Raw genomic sequence first — 20190 nt, 5'->3', positions numbered from 1 at the left:
CAATCTCACCGGCCGCCCTGCTGCGGCCTGGCCCGCAGGCCGTCGAGGATCTGGCTGCCGAGCATCGTCACATCGCCCGCGCCCATGGTGATCACGACGTCACCGTCGCCCGCCAGCGCGGCGACTTGCTTGCCGACCTTGGACATATCCGGCTGGTAGTGCACGGGTGTGGTCACCGACTGGGCGACCAGCGCGCCGTTGACGCCGGGCAACGGGTCTTCCCTCGCGCCGTAGACATCGAGAACGACCACCTCGTCGGCCAGGCTCAACGCAGTGCCGAACTCCGTGGCGAAAGTGGCGGTGCGGCTGTACAGATGCGGCTGGAACACCACGATCACCCGGCCGCGCTGCAGGCGAGCGCCGTCCCGCGCTTCCTGGGCGACCAGTTGCGCGGCGGCCTCCAGCACCGCACGGACCTCGGTGGGGTGATGGGCGTAATCGTCGAAGACGCGCACCCCGTTCTCCCGGCCGGTGAACTGGAACCGGCGATGCACGCCGCCGAATCCCTCCAGACCCTGCACGATCTCGTCGATGTCGGCGCCGGTGGCGCGGGCGGCGAGCAGCGCGGCCAGCGCGTTGAGGGCCATGTGCCTGCCGGGCACCGACAGGCGCAACGACCGCGGGATGGTCTCGCCGTCGAGCTGGAACTCCACGATGCCGCCGACATCGCGCGGCTGCCAGTCGAGCAGCCGCGCGCCGACGGGCACGGGCGCGTCATCGAGATCGCCCGATCCGTAACCGAGGACCTCGATCCCGCGTTCGGCCATGCGCGGCGCGACGCGCTGGGCCAAGGCGCGCGAACCGGGATCGTCGAGACACACCACCAGCAGGCCGCCGGGGGCCAGCCGGTCGGCGAAGTCGTCGAAGACCTGGATGTAGGCCTCGTCGGTGCCGAAGTAGTCCAGATGGTCGGATTCGATATTGGTGACCACCGCGACGTCCGGGTCGTATTGCAGCAGTGAGCCGTCGGACTCGTCGGCTTCGGCGACGAAGATGTCACCGCTGCCGTGGTGGGCGTTGGTGCCCGCCTCGTTGAGCTCACCACCGACCGCGAACGACGGGTCGGCGCCGCAGTGCTGCAGCGTGACGATCAGCATCGAGGTGGTCGAGGTCTTGCCGTGGGTGCCCGAGACCAGCAGGGTCCTGTGCCCGCGCATCAGCGCGGCGAGCACGGTCGGGCGCATCAGCACGGGGATGTCGCGCCGATTCGCCTCGACCAGTTCGGGGTTGGTCTTCGGAATGGCGGCGTAGGTGGTGACCACGACCGTCGGGCCGCCGGGCAGCAGGTCGAGCGCGTCGGCGGCGTGCCCGATGCGCACCTCGGCGCCACGGGCCCGCAGCGACAGCACGCCACGGCTCTCGCGGGCATCGGAGCCGGAGACCTTGCCGCCGCGCGAGAGCAGGATGCGCGCGATACCGGACATGCCCGCACCACCGATGCCGACCATGTGCACGCGTTCGAGTTCGGGTGGCAGGGCCGCGCCCGCGGACTCCCCGATCTGCTGGTCCGGCTCGCTCATCGGGCGACCTCGGTGACGATCCTGGCCACCGTGTCGGCAGCGTCGCGATGGCCTGCGCCTGCGGCGGCGCGGCTCATCTGCGCGAGTCGAGCGGGGTCGAGCAGCAGCGGAATCACCTCATCGATCACGTATTTCGGGGTCAGCTCGGCGTCGGCCACAATTGTGCCACCACCTTGCGCGACCACTGGTCGGGCGTTGAATTCCTGTTCACCGTTGCCGTGCGGCAGCGGCACGTAGAAGGCGGGCAGGCCGACCGCCGACACCTCGGCCACGGTCATCGCACCGGATCGGCACACCACCGCGTCGGCGGCGGCGTAGGCCAGGTCCATCCGCGACAGGTAGGGCACCGCCACATAGGGGGCGGGCGCGTCGGCGGTGCTCACCTCGACGCTGTTCTTGGGGCCGTGCGCGTGCAGCACCGAGACGCCCGCGGCCGCGAGTTGCGGTGCGGCGCCGGAGACGGCCTCGTTGAGACTGCGCGCGCCCTGCGAACCACCGAACACCAGCAGCACCGGCCCCTCGGCGGGCAGGCCGAAGTGCGCGCGAGCTTCGGCGCGCAACGCGGCACGGTCGAGTCCGGTGATGGACGCACGCACCGGAATGCCGACGACCTGCGCGCCCGCCAGCCCCGAATCAGGTACAGCGGCGAGCACTTTCGCGGCGAGTTTCGCGCCGACCTTGTTGGCGACGCCGGCCTTCGCGTTGGCCTCGTGCACGATCACCGCTACCTTGCGCTTGCGACCGAACAGCCCGCCGCGCGCGGCGAGATACGCGGGCAGCGCGACGTAGCCGCCGAACCCGATGATCACGTCGGCCTGCACGTCGTCGATCACCGCCCTGGTGGCCTTGACCGAGGCGAGTACCCGGCCGGGCAGCCGCAGCAGGTCGGCGGAGGGCTTGCGCGGCAACGGCACCGGCGGGATCAGCTCCAGGGGGTACCCGCGTTCGGGCACCAGTTTCGTCTCGAGTCCACGCTCGGTACCCAAGGCGGTCACCCGGATCGAGTCGTCGAGTCTGCGCAGCGCGTCGGCGACAGCCAGCGCGGGTTCGATGTGGCCTGCGGTTCCTCCGCCTGCGACGATCACCGACAACCCGGATCGCGGGTTACTCACCTGGATCTACCTCGTTCTCTCTGTATCGAATTCGATCTCGCGAAAGCCTGCGTGGTCATGCTCCGCCGCCTCCGCCGGTCCGCCGTTTCACCGGGCGGTGTGGCATCGGGTAGGTCGGCTCCCACGCTCTTGTCGACCGTAGCGAACTCGTGCCGCGGCTTTCCGGCACCCGTCGCCTGCGGTCGGCGGGCGGCTGGCGGCGAGGGGCCTGACGTGGTCGTTCGGTTCGGGCGCGCGGCGCCACTTTGCGCGGCGCCGGCGGGGTGTACACCTCGGGCACCGGTAGTCGGAGCAGCCTGCTGAGCCTGCCGTCCTGACCTGCCTTCAACGCCGACACCGCTTCGGGTTCGTGCCGGGCGGCGCTGGCGATGATGCCGAACATGAACAGCGTGATCGCCAGCGACGAACCACCGGCCGAAACGAGCGGCAACTGCAGACCGGTCACCGGCAGCAGCCCGACGACATAGCCGATGTTGATCAGTGCCTGCGCGGTGATCCAGGTGGTGGCGGTCGCGGTGAGCAGGCGCAGGAACGGGTCGACCGAGCGCAGTGCGATGCGGATACCCGCGTAGACGAACAGGGCGAGCAGCGCCAAGACCAGCATGCAGCCCAGGAAGCCGAGTTCCTCGCCGATGATGGCGAAGATGAAGTCGTTGTGCGAGTTGGGCAGGTAGCTCCACTTCGCGCGGCTCTGTCCGAGGCCACGGCCCCAGATACCGCCGTCGGCGAGGGAGTACTTGGCTTGACGCGCCTGGTAGTTGACCCCCTGCGGATCGTCACCGGGATTGAAGAACGCGCGCACACGGTCGGAGCGGTACCCGGCCGACAGTGCCAGGACGGAAGCGGCGACCAGACCGGTCACCATGATCCCGACGAACAGTCGCGCCGGCAGCCCGCCGAACCACAGCAGCGCCATCAGCACGATGCCGAGGGCGATGGTGGTCGACAGGTTCGGCTCGAGCACCACCAGCAGGCACACCAGCAGACCCGCGGGCACCAGCGGCACCAGGATGTCCTTGAGCTGGGCGCCCCGGCGCGAGGCGAGCAGGTGCGCACCCCACACGATCAGGGTCACCTTGACGACTTCGGAGGGCTGGATCGACAGCGGGCCGATGTCGAACCAGCGGCGCGCGCCGCCGTGGATCGCGCCGATGCCCGGGATGAGCACCAGCACCAACGCAAGCACCGAGATGCTGAAGATCGGGAACGACCACTGGCGCAAGAACCGCAGCGGCAACCGCAACGCCACATAGAAGGCGATGGCACCGAGCCCGGCGAACATGGCCTGCTGGATGAACAACGCGTAGGCCGAACCACCACCGGCGTAGGCCTCGACGCTCGACGCCGACAGCACCATCACCAGACCCAGCACGGTGAGCAGGGTCGCGATGGTGACGATCAGATGGAACGACGCGAGCGGCCGGGCCAACCACGCACCGAAGCGCTCCCCCGCCCAATTCGGCTGCCCCGAACTCTTGCGGCGAGTACTCGCGCCCGCCTGGCCCTTAGCGACCCGGCTGTCGTCCACGCTGCCCCGGCTCTTAACCACGCTGCCCCCTCTTGGGCGGTGACTGCTCGGCCGGGCGCGCCTTCGTCACAGCGCCCGCCCGATGTCACCATCTTCCAGTGCCGTCACCGCATCCACGAAACAGCGTCCGCGATGGGTGTAGTCGTCGTACATGTCGAGGGAAGCGGCCGCGGGCGCGAGCAGGACAGTGTCTCCGGCGCGAGCCAGACCCGCCGCGGCGCGCACCGCGCGGCCCATGACCGCCTCGGCTCGCTGCGATCTCGACGACTCCATGTCTGCATCGTCTCCCGCATCCAGCTCGATGACCGGGACTTCGGGTGCGTGTCGCGTCATCGCGGCGGCGATCACCGGCGCGTCGGCCCCGAACAGCACCGCGCCGACCAGCCGGTCACCGATCTCTTCGATCAGATCGTCGACACTTGCGCCCTTGAGCAGACCGCCCGCCACCCAGACCACCTGCGGATGCGCCATGATCGCGGCGCGCGCGGCGTGCGGGTTGGTGGCCTTGGAATCGTCGATGAACTCCACACCGCCGAGTTCGCGCACGAACGCGGTGCGGTGCGGGCCCACCTTGTGTTCGGCGAGGCCTTCCTTGACGAACTGCGGGGCCACGTCGATGGCCCTGGTCAGCGCGGACGCGGCCAGCGCGTCGGCGATGCCCGCGGGTCCCGGCGGGCTGATGTCGCTGGTCTCGGCGAGGATCGCGGCCTTGGTGAAGGCGCGGTCGAGGAGTTTGCCGTCGACCACACCCAGCTCACCGTCGGCGGGAACACCGATCCGGAAGCCGACGGTGCGCCGCGCCTTGGCCTTGCGGGCCAGTGCGCCCGCGACCGGGTCGTCGAGGCCGACGACACCGACGCGACCGGTCAGCGCACGGGCCTTCGCTGCGGCGTAGGCATCGAGACCGCCGTGCCAGTCCAGGTGATCCTCGGCGACATTGAGCACGACGCCTGCCTCGGGTCGCACCGACGGCGCCCAGTGCAGCTGGAACGAGGACAGCTCGACGGCGAGAACCTGCGGGCCGGGGTTGCGGCGCAGTGCGTCCAGGATCGGCAGGCCGATATTGCCGCAGGCCACGCTGGAGATGCCGGCGGCGCGCAGGATCGAATGCGTCATCTGGGTGGTGGTCGTCTTGCCGTTGGTGCCGGTGATCACCAGCCATTTGCGGACCGGCCCGTAGATGCGGGCCTGATCGACCCACCAGGCGAATTCGACGTCGCCCCAGACGGGCACGCCCTCGGTGACCGCCGAAACCAGCACCGGCGAATCCGGTCGCCAGCCCGGGCTGGTGATCACGAGCGCGAACCGGCTCAGGTCGGCGCCTTCGAGTTCGACGCTGGTGGCGATCTCGAGGCCGAGTTCGGCGGCCTCGGCGAGCGCCTTCGCGCCGTTGTCGGTGACCACGGGGTGGGCGCCGATATCGCGCAGCGGTTCGATCAGCGAGCGCCCGGAGACGCCCCAACCGGCGACGAGAACGTCGCGGCCACGCAGGAATTCGAGCATCGGGCCCGGGGAACGCAGGGCGCGGGGCGAGTGTTCGACCATGTCTCTACTCACCCGACCTGTGACAGATATTCGCTGTAGAACAGGCCGAGGCCCACTGCGGCGGAGATGCCCGCCAAAATCCAGAACCGGATGATCACCGTGGTTTCGGCCCACTTACTCAACTCGAAGTGATGGTGGAACGGCGCCATCTTGAACAACCGATTGCGCGTGGTGCGGTACACCGCCACCTGCAGCATGACCGAGGCCGCCTCGGCGACGAACAGCGCGCCGATCACGGCCATCAGCAGCTCGGTGCGGGTGGTGATCGACAGACCGGCGATCAGGCCGCCGAGGGCCAGCGAACCGGTGTCGCCCATGAAGATTCGCGCGGGCGCGGCGTTCCACCACAGGAATCCGATACACGCGGCGGCCGCGGCGGCGCAGACCAACGCCAGGTCCAGCGGGTCGCGCACGTTGTAGCACCCGGCTTCGGGACTGGTGGAGCAGGAGTTGCGGTACTGCCAGAAGGTGATGATCACGTACGCGCCGAGCAGCAGGCTCATCGAACCGGCCGCGAGACCGTCGAGGCCGTCGGTCAGGTTGACCGCGTTGGACCAGGCCACGACCAGGAACAGCACCCAGACGACGAAGATGATCGCGCCCATCGACACCGTGTTCCAGTCGCGCACGTACGACAGGTGCTTGCTGGCGGGGCTGAGCCCGTCGGTGCTGCGGAACTGCAGGGCCAGCACCGCGAAGATGACCGCCGCGGCGGTCTGCCCGATGTACTTGCCCGCGGCCGAGAGCCCGAGGTTGCGCTGCTTGCGCAGCTTGATGAAGTCGTCGAGGAAACCGACGACGCCGAGCGCGGTGGTGAGCCCGAGCACGAGCAGACCCGACGCCGTCGGACCCTCCGCGTCGTAGCCGATGCCGATCAGGTGCGAGCCGAGATAGCCCGCCCACATACCGATCAGGATCGCGACACCGCCCATGGTCGGGGTGCCGCGCTTGGCCTGGTGACTGGCCGGGCCGTCGACCCGGATCTCCTGGCCGAAGCCCTGTCTGGCGAACACCCGAACCAGCAACGGCGTCAGCAGGATCGACACCGCCAGTGCGATCCCCGCCGCGAACAGAATTTGCCTCATCGAGCTGTATTACCTTCCGCTGCCCCGGTCAGGTGCTCGGCGACGGCCCACAGGCCCACCGCCTTCGACGCCTTGACCAGTACCACATCGCCTGCGGCGATCTCGTCGTCGAGCAGCGCGATCGCCGCGTCGATATCGGGAACGAGGATCGATTCCTCGCCCCATGAGCCTTCCATCACCGCTCCCTGGTGCATGCCGTGGGAGGGTCGTCCGGTGCCGACCACGATCAACCGGTCGACGTCGAGGCGCACGGCCAGGCGTCCGATCGCGTCGTGTTCGATCACCGAGGTGTCGCCGAGTTCGCCCATTTCGCCGAGCACGGCCCAGCTGCGCCGGGGCTCGTCAGCCGATTTCGCGAGAGTGACCAGCGCTTTGAGCGCCGCGCGCACCGAGTCGGGGTTGGCGTTGTAGGAGTCGTTGATGACAGTGACGCCCGCAGGGGTGGTCGTCACGTCCATCCGGCGGACCGAGGCCGCGGTGGCGCCGGACAGCGCCTGGGCGACGGTCGCCAGGTCGGCGCCGCATTCGAGAGCGACGGCCGCGGCGGCCAGGGCGTTGCCGACCTGGTGTTCGCCGTGCACAGCGAGTCGCACCGGGATCGATTCGCCGCCCACGTGCAGGGTGAAGTGGGCGCGGGCCTGATCGTCGGTGATCACGTCGGTGGCGCGGATGTCGGCGTCGCCGGACAGGCCGACCTTCACCACGCGTGCCTTGGTGCGCGACGCCATGGCCGAGACATTGGGGTCGTCGGCGTTGAGCACCGCCAGCCCCTCGGCGGGCAGCGCCTCGACGAGCTCGCCCTTGGCTTGCGCGATCGCCTCGCGGCTCCCGAATTCGCCGAGGTGGGCGGTGCCGACATTGAGCACGACACCGATCCGCGGCGGTGCGATGCGGGCCGCGGCGGCGATGTGGCCGACACCGCGAGCCGACAGTTCGAGCGCGAGAAACTTGGTGTCCAGACCGGCGCGCAGGGCCGTCCACGGGTGGCCGAGTTCGCTGTTGAACGAGCCCGGCGGGGCGATGACCGGACCCAGCGGCGCCAGCACGGCGGCCAGCAGATCCTTGGTCGAGGTCTTGCCAGAGGACCCGGTGACGCCGACGACGGTGAGACCGGTGCGCTCGGCCAGCTTCTCGGTGCTGACCCGCGCCAGCTCGGCCAGCGCGGCCAGCACGGCCGCGCCGGAGCCGACGCTGTCATCGTGGCTGAGCGCCACCGACGTCCCCGGAACTGCGCCGAGCTCGGGTGCCACGACAATGGCGGGCACGCCGACCGGGCGGGCAGCCAGTACCGCGACCGCCCCGGCGGCGACCGCCTTCGCGGCGTAGTCGTGTCCGTCGGAGTTGGCGCCGGGTAGGGCGAGGAACAGATCGCCGGAACCGATTCGGCGCGAATCGAATTCGACCGAACCGGTCACCAGTGCCTGGGGGTCGGGTACGTCGTGCAGCTCGCCGCCGACAACGTCCGCGATCTCCCGCAGTGTCATCTCGATCATGAAACTGTCAAGTCCTCCGAGTCCGTGTGCGGACTGTGTCGTATCCGCAGGGCATCCAGCGCCGCCGCGACCACCTCGCGGTCGTCGAAGGGATGCTTGACGCCCTTGATCTCCTGGCCCGCCTCGTGGCCCTTGCCCGCGACGAGCACCACATCGCCCGCACGCGCCCAGGCGATGGCCGCGGCGATGGCCGCCGCGCGGTCACCGATCTCGCGGATCTCGCCGCGTTCGGTGGCCGGGAGTTCGTGCGCACCGGCCACCACGGCGGACCTGATGGCCGCCGGGTCCTCGGTGCGTGGGTTGTCGTCGGTGACGATCACCAGGTCGGCGCGGGCTGCCGCGGCGCCCATGAGCGGGCGTTTGGCCACGTCACGGTCGCCACCGGCGCCGAGCACGACAGCCAGCCGACCCGTACCCGCTTCGACGAGGTGGCCGCGCAGAGTGGTGACCACGGACTCGATGGCGGCGGGCTTGTGCGCGTAGTCGACGACGGCGAGGAAGTCCTGGCCGCGCTCGACGCGCTGCATCCGGCCCGGCACGTCCACACCGGCCAGCGCCGGAGCCGCGATCCCCGGATCGACGCCTGCGGCAGCGCAAGTGGCGACGGCCAGCAGCGCGTTGGCGACGTTGTAGCGCCCGGGCAGGCGCAGGCGCACCGCCAGTTCGCCGTCGGGTCCGGCGGCGGTGAATTCCTGCTCGCCGCCGGTGGTCTTGATGTCGCCGCTGACCTGCCAGGTCGCCGCGCCGGTGGTCGACACGGTGACCGGTTCGACCAGATCACCGGCCAGGCGGGTGCCCCATTCGTCGTCGACGCAGATCACCGCGGTGCGCGCGGCAACCGGCGAATCCGCGTCGAACAGCCGACGTTTCGCGGCGAAGTAGTCCTCGAAGTCCTTGTGAAAGTCGAGATGGTCCTGCGAGAGGTTGGTGAACGCGCCGACCGCGAACCGCACGCCGTCGACCCGGCCCAGCGCGAGCGCGTGGCTCGACACCTCCATCACGACCGCGTCGACACCCTGCTCGACCATCGCGGCGAACATCGCGTGCAGCTGCGGCGCTTCGGGCGTGGTGAGCGCACTCGGCACCCGCTGCCCGCCGATCCGCGTTTCGATGGTGCCGATCAGCCCGGTGGACAGTCCGGCCGCGGCCAGACCGGCTTCCACCAGATACGAGGTGGTGGTCTTACCCGAGGTGCCGGTGATGCCGACGATGCGCAGCCGATCGCTGGGGTGGCCGTAGATCTCGGCGGAGAGCTCGCCGAGCACCGCGCGGGGCTGCTCGCGCACCAGCACGGGCACCGCGACGTCACCGATCAGCTCGGCGCCCGCGGCATCGGTGAACACGGCGACCGCGCCGTTCGCGATCGCGTCGGCGGCGAATCGGGCGCCGTGCGAGTTCGCGCCGGGCAGCGCGGCGAACAGGTCTCCGGCGCGCACCGCGTTGGATCGTTGCTCGATGCCGGTGACCGTCACCTCGGCGGACACCGGGGCAACCGACGTGGCCCCGGTGAGGTCCGCCACGGCCTGCAGCGATGTCGACAGCGGAGTGGTTGGCCGGAGCGCGTGCGGGCTGGACTGCGCGGGCACAAGGCTCCTCTCTGAGAGTGATCGAGCGCGTGGGCGAGACGAGCAGTCAGGTTACCGACGCGCGGTGTCGGTCGGACAACGCGGGTTGAGTTAATTGGTGTTCTCGGCCCGCCCGCCTCCGGACTGAGTGGACGGTGCGACGAAGGGGCCGAGAACTACGGCACCAGCCGTTATGACACCGCCTCCAGCACCAGTCGCTTGGCCTCCGGGGAGGGCGGCACCCGGTCGCGCTGCAACGCCCAGGAGGCGATGCTGTGGAACAGCGGTGCGGCCGAGCCGCCCCCGGTGCCGTCGGAGCTGCGCACGGGCGCGTCGAGCATCATGCCGATCACGTAGCGGGGGTTGTCGGCGGGCGCCATCCCGGCGAACGTGCTGTAGAACGACGAAGTCGAGTAGCAGCGGCACGCGGGGTCGACCTTCTGCGCGGTGCCGGTCTTGCCCGCCACCTGGTACCCCTCGATCGAGGCGGGTGCGCCGGTGCCCATCTGGACACCCATCGGGTCTTTCTGCACGGTCGCCTGGAACAGCTCACGCAGGGTGTGCGCGGTCTGTGGGCTGACCACGCGCACGCCGTCGGGCTGCAACTCCTCGGTGCGGGTGCCGTCGGGGGCGACCTTGGCCTTGACGATGCGCGGCGGGATCCGCAGGCCGTCGTTGGCGATGGCCTGGTACATGGCCGTCATCTGCAGGGTCGTCATCGAGAGTCCCTGACCGATGGGCAGATTCGCGAAGGAACCGCCGGACCACTGGTCGCGGGCGGGTACCTGGCCGCCGCTCTCGCCGGGCAGGCCGACGCCGGTGCGCTGGCCGAGCCCGAAGCGGGTGACCATGTCGGCGAAGCGGTCCTCGCCCACGCGCTGGGCGAGCATGAGAGTGCCGACGTTGGAGGACTTTCCGAAGATGCCGGTGGTCGTATAGGGCGCGACATCGTGCTGCCACGCGTCGTTCACCGTGACGCCCGACATCCGGATCGAGCCCGGCACCTGCAGTACTTCGTCGGGGGTGGTCACGCCGTATTCGATGGCGGCCGCCGCGGTGATGATCTTGTTCACCGAGCCGGGTTCGAAGGGCTCGGAGACCGAGGGGTTGCCCATCTTGCCCGAGGCCCAATGGTTCGGGCCCAGTGCGGGATTGAAGGTACCGTCGTTGGCCATCGCGAGCACCTGGCCGGTCTTGGCGTCGAGCACCACCGCCGAGGCGGAGGACGCGCCGGAGACCTGTTTGGCCTGCTGCACCTGCTGCTGCACGTAGTACTGCAGGTCCGCGTCCAGGGTCAGCTCGACGCCGTAGCCGTTCACCGCAGGCTGCAGATCCCGGTAGCTGCCGGGGATCACCGCGCCGTCGGAACCCTGGTCGTAGGTGCGCGAACCGTCGGTACCCGAGAGCACCGAATCCAGTGCCGATTCCAGACCCATCTGACCGTGCCGGTCGCCGCCGATCGCGCCGACGACATTGGACGCCAGCGAACCACCCGGGTACTCGCGCAGGTCCTGCCGTTCGGCGCCGACCTCCGGGAACTTGGCGGTGATCTCGGCAGCCACGCGCGGATCGACGTTCTTGGCCAGATAGTGGAACTTCTTGTCGCTCTTGAGTTTGTCGAGCAGTTCCTGCTCGGTGGGCGCCCCGAGCTTGTCGTGGATGAACTTCGCGATGTCCTTGAGCCGCTGTTCGGGGTCCGGCGCGCTGGGCTTCAGCTTCTTGGCTTCGACCATTTTCTCGCGCTCGGTCACCGGCTGGAAGGTCAGAGCTTTCACGGTGAGGGTGAAGGCGAGCTGGTTGCCGTGCCGGTCGGTGATGGGGCCGCGCACGGCCGCCTCGGTGGCCTTGATGGTGCGCTGCGAGGCCGCCTGCGCCGACAGCGCGGGAGCGGCGAGACTCTGAATGTAGAGCAGCTGCAACGCGACCACGGCCAACGAGGCCAGCAGGGTGACCCGGCCGACGCCGAGGCGCAGGCGGATCGGCCGGTCCGGCGAGAGCGAGCCTGCGCGGCGGGCCCTCGACGAGACCGGCCCGCGTCGCTGCTGCGACGCGGGCCCGCTCTGCTTCATCGAGGACCATCCTGCGATTCGACGACCTGCGGCTGTTCACTCGGCGGTCCGGCCGAGGGGGCTCGTAATGCGGGGGCCGGAGCCACCGCACCCGGTAACGGCGCACCGGCCGGAATCGGCGGGTCGGCCACGACATCCGGTGCGAGCGCAGGCGTGTCGGCCGAGACAAGCGGTGCACCCTGACCCGCGACGTCGATGCGATCGGGCACCGTCGCCGGGGCGAGCGGGGCCGGGGCAGCGCCGTCCACCGGAGCGGGGACTTCACCGTTCGCCGCCGGTGCCTGACCGTTCGCCGGAGCGGGAACGGCTGCTTCGACCGGGGCTGGAGCGACCGGAGCGACCGCGGGCTGCGGCGCGTTCACGGTGGGGGCCGTCGGCGCGGGCGGAGACGCGAGCACGTTCGCCGGCACACTGCTGGGCGCGGCACCGGCGGGCGCGCTCGGACTCGCGGTGGCCGCACCCGGCTGCACCGGCACGACCCGCTCGCCCTGCGCCTGGGCGTGTCCCGGCGCCGGGGTGTTCGGGGCGGTGGTCGGCGGACCGTTCAGCGGCGGCACCGGTGCACCCTGCGCGGGCGTCGGGTTACCGATCACGGTGACCTCGCCGTCGGCGCCGATCACCAGCCGGGCCGGATCCTTCGCGGGGATCATGCCGAGCTCACGTGCGCGAGCGGCCAATTCGGGCGCGGAGTCGGCGGCGGCGACCTCGCGCTGCAGCGCGGCCCGCTCGTCGTCGAGCTTGCGGTTGACCGCCCTGGCGTCACCGAGCTGATAGCTGTCCTCGGCGGCGCGGGTGGTGAGCAACAGGGTCAGGGCGAGGCCGCAGCCGAGCAGTCCGATGATCGCGGTGACGAACGGGATCCGCCCCGCCATCGTCGAGGCCCGTTCGGGCAGCTCGATGCCGTCGAGCAGCTGTTCCCTGGTGCGCTTGCGGGCGTAGGCCCGCTCTGCCGCACCGGACTTCACTCGTTCGGCCGCCGCTACGCGCCGGGCCGTCTTGCTCGGCACCGCGACTGTGCTCGTCCGCACGCTCATCGTGTCCCCTCCTGTGTCCTCCCTGACCTCTCCGCGATTCGTTCGGCCGCGCGCATCCGCACCGGCGCGGATCGCGGATTGACCTCGATCTCGGACTCGGTCGCTTTTTCCGCTCCACGGGTCAGCATCCGGAATTCCGGTCCCATGCCGGGCAGTTCGACCGGCAGGTCCATCGGCGACCGGGACACGATCCGTGGCGCGAGTTCGTGTTTGACCAGCCGGTCTTCGAGCGACTGGTACGACATGACGCAGATCCGTCCGCCCACACGCAGTGAATCCAGTGCCGCGGGCAGGGCCGCCCGCAGCGAGTCGAGCTCGCCGTTGACCTCCACCCGCAGCGCCTGGAACGAGCGCTTGGCCGGATGTCCGCCGGTGCGGCGTGCCGCGGCCGGAATGGTCGCGTAGAGCACCTCGACCAGTTCGGCGCTGGTGGCGAACGGCTTGACCGCCCGCCTGCGCAGCACCTCCGAGGCGATCTTGCCCGCGAACCGTTCGTCGCCATAGGTTTTCAGCACCCTGGCCAGGTCGCCGTGGCTGTAGGTGTTGAGCACGTCGGCCGCGGTGATCCCGGTGGTCGGGTCCATGCGCATGTCCAGCGGTGCGTCGACGGAGTACGCGAAGCCGCGTTCGGCCTCGTCGAGCTGCATCGAGGACACACCCAAATCCATGAGGATGGCTGAGACGGAACCGGTTTCGTCGAGCCCCGCTTCGGCCAGGGCCGCGGGGATACCGTCGTAGCGGGTGTGCACCAGCGTGATCCGGTCGGCGTAGGGCGCCAGGCGCTCGCCCGCCATCCGCAACGCGGTGGTGTCGCGGTCGAGACCGACCAGACGCGCCTGCGGGTAGGTACGCAGGAAATGCTCGGCGTGCCCGCCCAATCCGAGGGTCGCGTCGATGTAGACGGCGCCCGGTTCGCTCAGCGCGGGGCCGAGCAGATCGTCGGCGCGCTCGAGCAGAACCGGCACATGACGGGGGTTCTCGGCGTCATGGTTCACCTCGACCTCCCGGGATACTGCCTCGCGTCGCAGACGGATCGCCGTGCCACACAGTGCTTTTCGAATGAGTGCTTGTCGAACGAGTTGATGCGAATGCTTCGAGGTCTCTGACCGGGGCAAGGCACCTGGCGTCGGGGAAGTACGTCAGGGTCCACGCCCGGGCAGAGGCCTCGCAGCACTCGCGTGCTCCGGGTCAGAAGATTCCGCCCAGCGACTCGTCTCCGGCTTGCGCGTAGTCCTCCTCGTGTTCCTCGAGGTAGGTCTCCCACGCCTGCTTATCCCATATTTCGAGGAAGTCGACCGAACCGATCACCACGCAATCCCGCGAGAGGTTCGCATAGCGCCGATGGTCCGGCGACAGCGTGATCCGGCCCTGTGCATCCGGACGTTGCTCGTCGGTGCCCGCCGCCAGCGCTCGAACGAAAGCCCTTGCCTGCGGGTTACTTCGGGACGCCGACGCGGCTCGCCGCGCGAGCGCGGTGAACTCGTCTTTCGGATACACGGCCAGGCTGTGGTCTTGGCCTTTCGTGACCATCAACCCTCCCGCCAGATCGTCTCGAAATTTCGCAGGCAACGTCAGCCGCCCTTTGTCGTCCAATCGGGGGGTGTAGGTACCGAGGAACATCTCGGCCACCTCCCTACTGGATTCACCTCGCCGTACGGCCTCTCCTGTAGTGCGCGACCCACATTACCCCACTTTCCCCCACTTTCAATCGAAACCCTGAGTGATCCTGCTCCCCGCCAAGACAATTCCGCAGGTCATCCCAGCTATCACTGAGATTCGCGGTTATCCCGTGTTCGGGCAACCCGCGCGGGTCGGCAACCCCTCGTTCCGACAACGTTCAGCAAACATCGCAGGTGCGACATCGGTCGAGTGGCCGGGCGGGGGAAGGGTGGGGAGCGGTGGGGAAGGTGGGGGAACCGCCCTGGCCTCGCGTTCTGACAGTCACCGCACCCATGGACGCACGAAAGCGGCGCCACACCCGTGCTGGATGTGGCGCCGCCAACGTTGTCGGCTAGGTCTGAGCTATTCCTGCTCGAACCGCCGCCGGAATCGGTCTTCCATTCGCTCGGAGAAGCCGCCGGACTTGCGCTGGCGACCACCACGGGCCGGGTGCCCCGTGGTCGGGCCGCTGCCCGCCGCGGGAGGCTCGGTCGCGTCCGGTCGGGCGGCGCGACGCGAGTTGCCGATCATCAACAGGACACCAGCGCCGAACATGGCGATGAATCCGACGAGACTGATGATCGGGAAACCGCCCGGCTTGAACGGGGCGGCGATGCCGGCGACGAGCAGAAAGAGGCCGACGGCGAACAACGCCGCAGCTTGGAGTCTGCGTCGACTCGACGTGGAGCGAAGACGTCCGCCGCGGACGGACGAGGCGAACTTCGGATCCTCAGCATAGAGAGCGCTCTCGATCTGTTCGAGCATGCGCTGCTCGTGCTCGGAGAGTGGCACGGTACCTCCCCCGGCACTAGGCGTGGCTGGTCGCCTCCGGGTAGGCGACGGGTAGCCGACCTTGGCGGCTATCTGCTCCCCATGATACGAGTTCGATCGGTGGCGTACCACCTACTCGGTCATAACTAAGCGGTCATGTCGCGGCCACGACTCGGCTGCGGGAGGCTCTTAGCCGCGGCTACCAGCGCATCGTCGACGTCGTAGAGGAATGCGCCCACCCGTGAGCAGAACTCGTCAGCTTGTGTGTCGGTGATCGCTCGGTCCAATCCGGCCTCCAGCGCGGCCCGTAATTGCGAGTGCGCCTCGAAGTAGTCGGCCCACATCACGAACTCCGGGCTGGCGCGTCTCAGTAACACCCAGGCGCTACGCGAGCGTGCCCGCGGCGCGCGATCGGCGCCGGTGAGCGCGATCATCGAGCCCGCGCCGCGCAGCGCGGCCAGGTACGCGGTGCGGAACCGTTCCCCCGGTTCGTGCTCCCAGGCGGAATCGGTGAGCAGCGCATCGGCCTGGCGTAGTAGTCCGCCGGCTCGCCCGTCGTGGCCCGCGTGCGCTCGACCATCGTTGTGACCAGCCATCTGCTGCCCCTTTCACCCCTCGCACTGATCGAACTAACATTCGAACGTTTGAATTGAGATTGAATATAGGGACACCCACCGACAACTTTCCGCGTCCGCGCGCCATCGACGAGAGCCATGACAGCCGTCAAGCCGAATCACACCCCCGCACCCGTCATCGTCGACCTCAGCGTCGCCGCCCTGCGCGCACGCCTGCACGACGCCCTGTCGGTCTATGTCGCCGCCATGGAATACCCCCGTGGCACCGAGCATCACCGCGCCCCGATGTGGACCGAACACACCACCAGGGCCGGCTGGCGGGCGGTGGCCGCGGTGCTGCCCGACGACGCGGGCGGCGTCGACCTGCGCACCGCGCCGATCCTGGCGATCGCCTACGGGTACAGCGGTGCGCCGCGTCAGTGGTGGCACCAGCAGGTACAGACCGGTATGCGGCGCTGCGGATGGCCCGACACCGCCGCCCGTGACCTGCTCGCCGACTATTTCGAACTCACCGAGCTGCACGTCCACCCGGCGGCGCAGGGCCGCGGGATCGGCGCGCGCCTGCTCGAGCGGTTGCTGGCCGACCGCGCCGAGGCCGCGGTGCTGCTGTCGACGCCGGAAGTCCCGGAGGAGGCGAACCGGGCCTGGAAGTTGTACCGGCGGGCCGGATTCACCGATGTGATCCGCAATTTCGTGTTCGCGGGCGATACCCGGCCGTTCGCCATCCTCGGCCGCAGGCTGCCGATGCCGCCCACGCACCCATGACGACGGTGGTGGTCGGATCCGGTCACAACGCGCTGGTCGCGGCCTGTTATCTGGCCCGGGCCGGGCACCGGGTGCAGGTGCTCGAGCGCGACGAGGTGCCCGGTGGCGCGGTATCGACGGTGGCGCGATTCCCCGGCCATCTCGTTGATCGTGGATCTTCGGCGCACATCATGATCCGGCACACCGGGATCATCGAGGAGCTCGAGCTCGAACGGTTCGGGTTGCGTTATCTCGACTGTGATCCCTGGGGCTTCACACCGTCCGACGGTGCGCGCCCGCCGATCGTGTTCCACCGTGATCTCGACGAGACGTGCGCCTCGATCGCGGCCGCCTGCGGTGTCAAGGACGCTGACGCATATCGCCGCTTCGTCGAGGTGTGGGGCGAGCGCAGCGCACGGGTGATGCGGTCGTTCGGCGGGCCGCCGACGCCGGGCAGGCTCGTTCGCTCGTTCTGGGGGCTGGACGCGCGGGCCGGCGGATCGGCGTTGTCGCGGGAGTTCTTGCAGTCCGGTGACGCGCTACTGGACTTCTGGTTCGACGACGAACGGCTCAAGGCGTCGCTCGCGTGGTTCGGCGCGCAGTCGGGTCCGCCGATGTCGGAGCCGGGAACGGCGCCGATGGCCGGGTTCGCCGCGCTCATGCACACAGTGCCGCCCGGGCGTGCGGTGGGTGGGAGTGGGGCGCTCAGCGCGGCGTTGATCGCGCGCCTGCGGGCCGACGGCGGCGAGCTGCACACCGGCGACGCCGTCACCTCGCTGCGCCGATCCGGCAGCGGGTGGCAGGTGGCGACCGAATCGGGCCGGACACTGCACGCCGACACGGTGATCGCGGGTTCCCATATCCTGTCGACACTCGACCTGTTGCGCGCGGGCGATTTCGACCCCCAGGTCCTCGACGACTGGCAGCGCCGCATCCGGGTCGGCCCCGGCATCGGCATGGTCGTGCGCCTGGCCACCGACCGGCTACCCGAATACCCCGGCGCCTCCCCCGCCGAATCCGCCCGTGGTCTGCAGTTTCTCGTCTCCGACCGCCGGCAGCTGCGCCTGGCTCACGGCGCCGCCACGGCCGGTTCGCTGCCGCCACGCCCGGTGGTGCTGGCGATGAGTTTCAGCGCGCTCGACCCGTCCATCGCGCCCGCGGGCGAACATCAGCTGTCGCTGTGGGCGCAGTGGCATCCCTACGAGCTCGCCGACGGCGGCGACTGGGCAGCACACGCCGAGCACGAGGCGGACCGGATCATCGCCGAGGTCGACCGGTACGCCCCGGGTTTCACCTCGTCGGTGCTCCGGCGATTCGTGCAGACGCCGGTCGATCTCGAGCGGGAGATGGGTCTGCGCGGCGGCAACGTCATGCATGTGGAGATGTCACTCGATCAGATGATGCTGTGGCGGCCGCTGCCCGAGCTGTCGGGCCAGCGCGTCCCCGGCGCTCCCGGCCTGTATCTGACCGGCGCATCCACCCATCCCGGCGGCGGAGTCTCCGGAGCCAGCGGGCGCAGCGCGGCCCGGTTGGTCCTCGGCGACGGGCGCAAGCGCCGGTTCACGCCGCTGCGCAAGCGATGAAGGCCTGCCCGCCACACCGCCGGAGTCAGCGGCACGGCAGCACCGGCCCGACAGTTCGGCGGCATCGATGACCGGCACGATTCTCGACACAGGTCGTCGTACTCTCGCCGCGATCCGCGCCTGGTTACGCGCCGACCCACGCCGCGCGATGCCGGCCGTGACCGCGCTGGCGCTGGTGCTCGCGCAGATCACGTACCCGTTGAGCGCGGGGGTGGCGCGCGACCGGATCACCGTCGCGGTCGTGGTGCTGTCCGCCTCGACCGCCCTGCTGCACGCGGCGACCACTCGTGGATTGCGGTGGGCCGCCGGGTTCTTCGTCGTCGTGTCCGGGCTGGGGCTCACCGCCGAAATCGTCGGCACCGCGACCGGATTCCCGTTCGGCGGCTACGCCTATGCCGTCGATCGGCTCGGGCCCGCGTTCGCCGATGTCCCGTTGGCGGTGCCGTTGGCGTGGACCGGCGGGCTGTACCCGATCTGGATCGTCGCGGGCATGCTCGTGTCTCGCGAGCGCCCCTCGAGCGCCTCGATCACGCGGCGCCCGGGTCGGTCCGGATCCGTGCGTGCGCGGGCACACAGCGCGTCGGACGCTCGACTGCTCAGCGGGTCGAATGCCGGGCGCGTGGGACTGTTCGTCCTCGGCGCGGTCGGCTGGGATCTGTTCCTCGATCCGCAGATGGTGGCCGACGGCCAATGGACCTGGGCGGTCACCGACGCGGGCCTGCCCGGCATCCCCGAGATCCCGTACACCAACTACCTGGGCTGGACGCTCGTCGCCGTGGTCATGGCAGTGATTCTCACCCTGCTCGATCATTTCCTGCCGCCGCCGCGCGATCCGTCGGTGGCGGTCCCGGTCGCGGTGTTCGGGTGGACCTGGCTCGGCTCGGCTCTCGCACACGCGGTGTTCCTCGGCCTTCCCGCCTCGGCGATCTGGGGTTTCCTCGGTCTCGGTGTGCTCGGAATCCCGTTGTTTCTGCGTGCGCGGGCCGCGCGACGCGCGTTCTGAGCGGGCAGGCCCCGCCGCGACACACCCCGATTCGGGGCGAAAATGCCTGATCGGCACGGGTGGGTGGTGAGCGCTGGGCCCGTCGTGTGGGCTCTCGGGCCTGAGCCTGGCACGATGTCAACCGTGCAGCCGAGTCCCGTCGCCGACATGCCCGCTCCTTCGCCGCGTCGTTCCGTGCCCGCGCGGCGCGTCGCGGCCGTTGCCGTCCTGCTGGCATTGCTCGTGCCCGCGCTCGCCGGGTGCCTGCGTGTGCAGGTGTCGATGGGGGTGTCATCGAACGATCGCGTGTCGGGGCGGATCGTCGCCGCGGTGGTGCCGACGGGGCCTGAAGACAAGGGGCCGCAGCTGAAGGCGCCGGAGCAGCTGGCGGCGAAGGTGCGGGTGGAGAACTACAACCAGGACGGGTACATGGGTACCCAGGTGTTCTTCGACGATCTGTCCTTCGGCGAGGTCGGCCAGCTCGGTGGCCTGTCGGATCAGACCCAGGGCATGTTCACGCTCGAATTCCAGCGCAGCGGCGATCTGGTGAGTCTCACCGGGCGGGTCGACCTGGAATCGGTGCCGCCGCACGGCTCGGACGTGCAGTTCTCCGTGGCGTTCCCGGCCCGCGTCGCCAAGACCAACGGCACCCGGGAGACCACCGACAGTGAGAACACGGTGTCGTGGAAGCTGCCCGCGGGCGAGGTGTCGACCCTGCGTGCCGAGGTGAAGTACGCCGACCCCAACACCCGCTCGTTCGCGGGCTGGGCGGGCATCGTCGGCGGCATCACCCTCGCGGTGGCCGCGCTGATCGCGGGCCTGGCGTTCCGCGACCGCAACCCCGGCCCGCCGAACGCACCGCGTGGCGGTTTCTCCCCCTCGGAGATGTGGCGCGAAATCTCCAGTCGCAGACTGGGCCGCTGAC

The 20190-nt window shown here is 69.8% G+C and carries 17 protein-coding genes; 4 read left to right on the top strand and 13 right to left on the bottom strand.

The genetic code is table 11. From position 1 onward, the window contains the following. Positions 1-5: 5 nt before the first annotated feature. The 13 genes from murC to ACFQ9R_RS20965 all read right to left on the bottom strand — a co-directional run bounded on the left by murC (position 6) and on the right by ACFQ9R_RS20965 (position 15977). Positions 6-1520: a UDP-N-acetylmuramate--L-alanine ligase gene (gene murC, locus ACFQ9R_RS21025; RefSeq protein WP_378992593.1), complete on the bottom strand. Its 1515-nt coding sequence runs from the start codon at positions 1518-1520 to the stop codon at positions 6-8. After that, positions 1517-2632, bottom strand: a complete 1116-nt coding sequence (murG, locus tag ACFQ9R_RS21020; protein ID WP_378992591.1) for an undecaprenyldiphospho-muramoylpentapeptide beta-N-acetylglucosaminyltransferase — start codon at positions 2630-2632, stop codon at positions 1517-1519. Before murG ends, murC begins: the two co-directional genes overlap by 4 nt. A 55-nt stretch (positions 2633-2687) precedes the next feature. Next, positions 2688-4061 carry a putative lipid II flippase FtsW gene (gene ftsW / locus ACFQ9R_RS21015; RefSeq protein ID WP_378992685.1) on the bottom strand — a complete coding sequence of 458 codons (1374 nt, stop codon included), beginning with the start codon at positions 4059-4061 and terminating at the stop codon, positions 2688-2690. A 165-nt stretch (positions 4062-4226) separates the two neighbouring features. After that, complete coding sequence (gene murD, locus ACFQ9R_RS21010) at positions 4227-5663, bottom strand: UDP-N-acetylmuramoyl-L-alanine--D-glutamate ligase (protein ID WP_378992683.1); 1437 nt, start codon at positions 5661-5663, stop codon at positions 4227-4229. A 50-nt stretch (positions 5664-5713) separates the two neighbouring features. Further along, positions 5714-6790 carry a phospho-N-acetylmuramoyl-pentapeptide-transferase gene (mraY, locus tag ACFQ9R_RS21005; protein ID WP_101463569.1) on the bottom strand — a complete coding sequence of 359 codons (1077 nt, stop codon included), beginning with the start codon at positions 6788-6790 and terminating at the stop codon, positions 5714-5716. After that, complete coding sequence (gene murF / locus ACFQ9R_RS21000) at positions 6787-8283, bottom strand: UDP-N-acetylmuramoyl-tripeptide--D-alanyl-D-alanine ligase (protein ID WP_378992589.1); 1497 nt, start codon at positions 8281-8283, stop codon at positions 6787-6789. The genes mraY and murF overlap by 4 nt, the downstream gene beginning before the upstream one ends. Then, a complete protein-coding gene (locus tag ACFQ9R_RS20995) occupies positions 8280-9869 on the bottom strand; it encodes a UDP-N-acetylmuramoyl-L-alanyl-D-glutamate--2,6-diaminopimelate ligase (RefSeq protein ID WP_378992588.1) in 1590 nt (529 codons plus the stop codon). The genes murF and ACFQ9R_RS20995 overlap by 4 nt, the downstream gene beginning before the upstream one ends. A 170-nt stretch (positions 9870-10039) precedes the next feature. Then, entirely contained in the window at positions 10040-11917 is a 1878-nt protein-coding gene (locus tag ACFQ9R_RS20990; protein ID WP_378992587.1) for a peptidoglycan D,D-transpeptidase FtsI family protein, read from the bottom strand. After that, complete coding sequence (locus tag ACFQ9R_RS20985; protein ID WP_378992584.1) at positions 11914-12951, bottom strand: hypothetical protein; 1038 nt, start codon at positions 12949-12951, stop codon at positions 11914-11916. Before ACFQ9R_RS20985 ends, ACFQ9R_RS20990 begins: the two co-directional genes overlap by 4 nt. Then, positions 12948-13946 carry a 16S rRNA (cytosine(1402)-N(4))-methyltransferase RsmH gene (gene rsmH, locus ACFQ9R_RS20980; protein ID WP_378636675.1) on the bottom strand — a complete coding sequence of 333 codons (999 nt, stop codon included), beginning with the start codon at positions 13944-13946 and terminating at the stop codon, positions 12948-12950. The genes ACFQ9R_RS20985 and rsmH overlap by 4 nt, the downstream gene beginning before the upstream one ends. A 193-nt stretch (positions 13947-14139) precedes the next feature. Beyond that, entirely contained in the window at positions 14140-14571 is a 432-nt protein-coding gene (gene mraZ, locus ACFQ9R_RS20975) for a division/cell wall cluster transcriptional repressor MraZ (RefSeq protein ID WP_056816815.1), read from the bottom strand. A 402-nt stretch (positions 14572-14973) separates the two neighbouring features. Beyond that, complete coding sequence (locus tag ACFQ9R_RS20970; protein WP_378636672.1) at positions 14974-15402, bottom strand: DUF3040 domain-containing protein; 429 nt, start codon at positions 15400-15402, stop codon at positions 14974-14976. 125 nt (positions 15403-15527) lie between these two features. Then, a complete protein-coding gene (locus ACFQ9R_RS20965; RefSeq protein ID WP_378636670.1) occupies positions 15528-15977 on the bottom strand; it encodes an SAV_6107 family HEPN domain-containing protein in 450 nt (149 codons plus the stop codon). Between the two features lie 117 nt (positions 15978-16094). Here ACFQ9R_RS20965 and ACFQ9R_RS20960 point away from each other — a divergent pair, with 117 nt between their 5' ends. From ACFQ9R_RS20960 to ACFQ9R_RS20945, 4 genes are all read left to right on the top strand, one after another. Continuing rightward, positions 16095-16721, top strand: a complete 627-nt coding sequence (locus tag ACFQ9R_RS20960) for a GNAT family N-acetyltransferase (RefSeq protein ID WP_378992583.1) — start codon at positions 16095-16097, stop codon at positions 16719-16721. Then, the gene (locus ACFQ9R_RS20955) at positions 16718-18283 is read left to right on the top strand and encodes a phytoene desaturase family protein (protein ID WP_378992582.1); all 1566 of its coding nucleotides are present in this window, start codon (positions 16718-16720) and stop codon (positions 18281-18283) included. Before ACFQ9R_RS20960 ends, ACFQ9R_RS20955 begins: the two co-directional genes overlap by 4 nt. A gap of 67 nt (positions 18284-18350) precedes the next feature. Further along, positions 18351-19286: a carotenoid biosynthesis protein gene (locus ACFQ9R_RS20950; RefSeq protein WP_378992581.1), complete on the top strand. Its 936-nt coding sequence runs from the start codon at positions 18351-18353 to the stop codon at positions 19284-19286. A 147-nt stretch (positions 19287-19433) separates the two neighbouring features. Further along, positions 19434-20189: an LppM family (lipo)protein gene (locus tag ACFQ9R_RS20945; protein ID WP_378992682.1), complete on the top strand. Its 756-nt coding sequence runs from the start codon at positions 19434-19436 to the stop codon at positions 20187-20189. The last annotated feature ends 1 nt before the right edge of the window (position 20190 follow it).

The organism is Nocardia sp. NPDC056541 (assembly GCF_042794235.1).
In the GTDB taxonomy this organism is placed as follows: Bacteria; Actinomycetota; Actinomycetes; order Mycobacteriales; family Mycobacteriaceae; genus Nocardia.
Note: the sequence above shows the minus strand (reverse complement) of the source record. Positions and strands in the feature narration are given on the sequence as shown.

Bases quoted from the DNA above. Each gene is read 5' to 3' on its own strand.
- ACFQ9R_RS20955 (WP_378992582.1), top strand. From the start codon at position 16,718: ATGACGACGGTGGTGGTCGGATCCGGTCACAACGCGCTGGTCGCGGCC.
- mraY (WP_101463569.1), bottom strand. From the start codon at position 6,790: ATGAGGCAAATTCTGTTCGCGGCGGGGATCGCACTGGCGGTGTCGATC.
- ACFQ9R_RS20985 (WP_378992584.1), bottom strand. From the start codon at position 12,951: ATGAGCGTGCGGACGAGCACAGTCGCGGTGCCGAGCAAGACGGCCCGG.
- ACFQ9R_RS20990 (WP_378992587.1), bottom strand. From the start codon at position 11,917: ATGAAGCAGAGCGGGCCCGCGTCGCAGCAGCGACGCGGGCCGGTCTCG.
- murD (WP_378992683.1), bottom strand. From the start codon at position 5,663: ATGCTCGAATTCCTGCGTGGCCGCGACGTTCTCGTCGCCGGTTGGGGC.
- ACFQ9R_RS20945 (WP_378992682.1), top strand. From the start codon at position 19,434: ATGCCCGCTCCTTCGCCGCGTCGTTCCGTGCCCGCGCGGCGCGTCGCG.
- ACFQ9R_RS20950 (WP_378992581.1), top strand. From the start codon at position 18,351: ATGACCGGCACGATTCTCGACACAGGTCGTCGTACTCTCGCCGCGATC.
- ACFQ9R_RS20965 (WP_378636670.1), bottom strand. From the start codon at position 15,977: ATGGCTGGTCACAACGATGGTCGAGCGCACGCGGGCCACGACGGGCGA.
- murC (WP_378992593.1), bottom strand. From the start codon at position 1,520: ATGAGCGAGCCGGACCAGCAGATCGGGGAGTCCGCGGGCGCGGCCCTG.
- mraZ (WP_056816815.1), bottom strand. From the start codon at position 14,571: ATGTTCCTCGGTACCTACACCCCCCGATTGGACGACAAAGGGCGGCTG.
- murF (WP_378992589.1), bottom strand. From the start codon at position 8,283: ATGATCGAGATGACACTGCGGGAGATCGCGGACGTTGTCGGCGGCGAG.
- ACFQ9R_RS20960 (WP_378992583.1), top strand. From the start codon at position 16,095: ATGACAGCCGTCAAGCCGAATCACACCCCCGCACCCGTCATCGTCGAC.